Below are 939 nucleotides of genomic sequence, written 5' to 3' on the forward strand. Positions count from 1 at the left end.
TATTTCCCGGATCATCAGGCACCTGCCCACCATAATTGATATAGTTGTACTGAAAACCATCTAGATAATCTGTTTTCGTTACAGTTTCGTTCGCGCTAACTATTTTCTCCAGTTTTTGACCCGCTGCATTGTAAATATAGACAATTGACCCACTTGTTCCAAATGTAATTTTCTTGGGTAAATTGAGTTGGTTGTATTGTATTTCGGTGATGTTTTTGTTTTTATCGGTAATCATGTTGCCGTTGGCATCATACGTAAAATCAACATCTGTCTTATTACCATCTTTAAAACCTTCGTTATCGTTTCCGGCAGGGCTGTCAGTTACTTTGGTCAGCAGGTTCGAATTTTCATTCAAATAACCGTAAGTCAAATCATCTATTTGAAAAGCAATAGATGGCGCATCACTCGCTCCATAACGTTGCAAGGATTTAATGTTTCCGTTTTTATCGTAACTCAAACTTTCATTATAGGCTCCTGATGCCGCAATAGCGTCATTTGGCTTGCTATAAATTGCACTAGTCAAACGATTCAGTTTGTCGTATTGATACCCATAAGAGCGTTTGGTCACATCGGTGTTGGTCTTCCAAGTGGTTTCTGAAATATTTCCATTGTACAAGGCCTGTACCTGTGAGTTGCCGGGCTGTTTGTTGTAATTGATTTTAAAGGCAAACAGATCCACCGGGTCTGTATCTGGCTGAAGGTTATCTACATTATTAATTTCGGTGAGCCAACCTCTGATGTTGTAGCTATAGTGTACCTTCTGTAGAGGATTCGCTGCACTGTTTCCCACATTTTTAACGATCAGTTGTCCTAAATCATCATAGGTATTGCTTGCTAAAACTTCAACTGTTCCTCCGTTTACCTGATGGGTATGGGTCAGCAATCGGTCCTGAGGCGAATAGGTAAATTCTTCTTTTACCGTCAGCTCCGTATCTCCGG

The 939-nt window shown here is 40.3% G+C and carries 1 pseudogene; it reads right to left on the reverse strand.

What is annotated here, in order from left to right:
- Positions 1-939 (reverse strand): annotated as a pseudogene (locus tag ACN1CN_RS22760) (RHS repeat-associated core domain-containing protein); the annotation flags it as partial.

It is taken from the genome of Flavobacterium sp. T12S277 (assembly GCF_048514875.1).
Taxonomy (GTDB): Bacteria; Bacteroidota; Bacteroidia; order Flavobacteriales; family Flavobacteriaceae; genus Flavobacterium.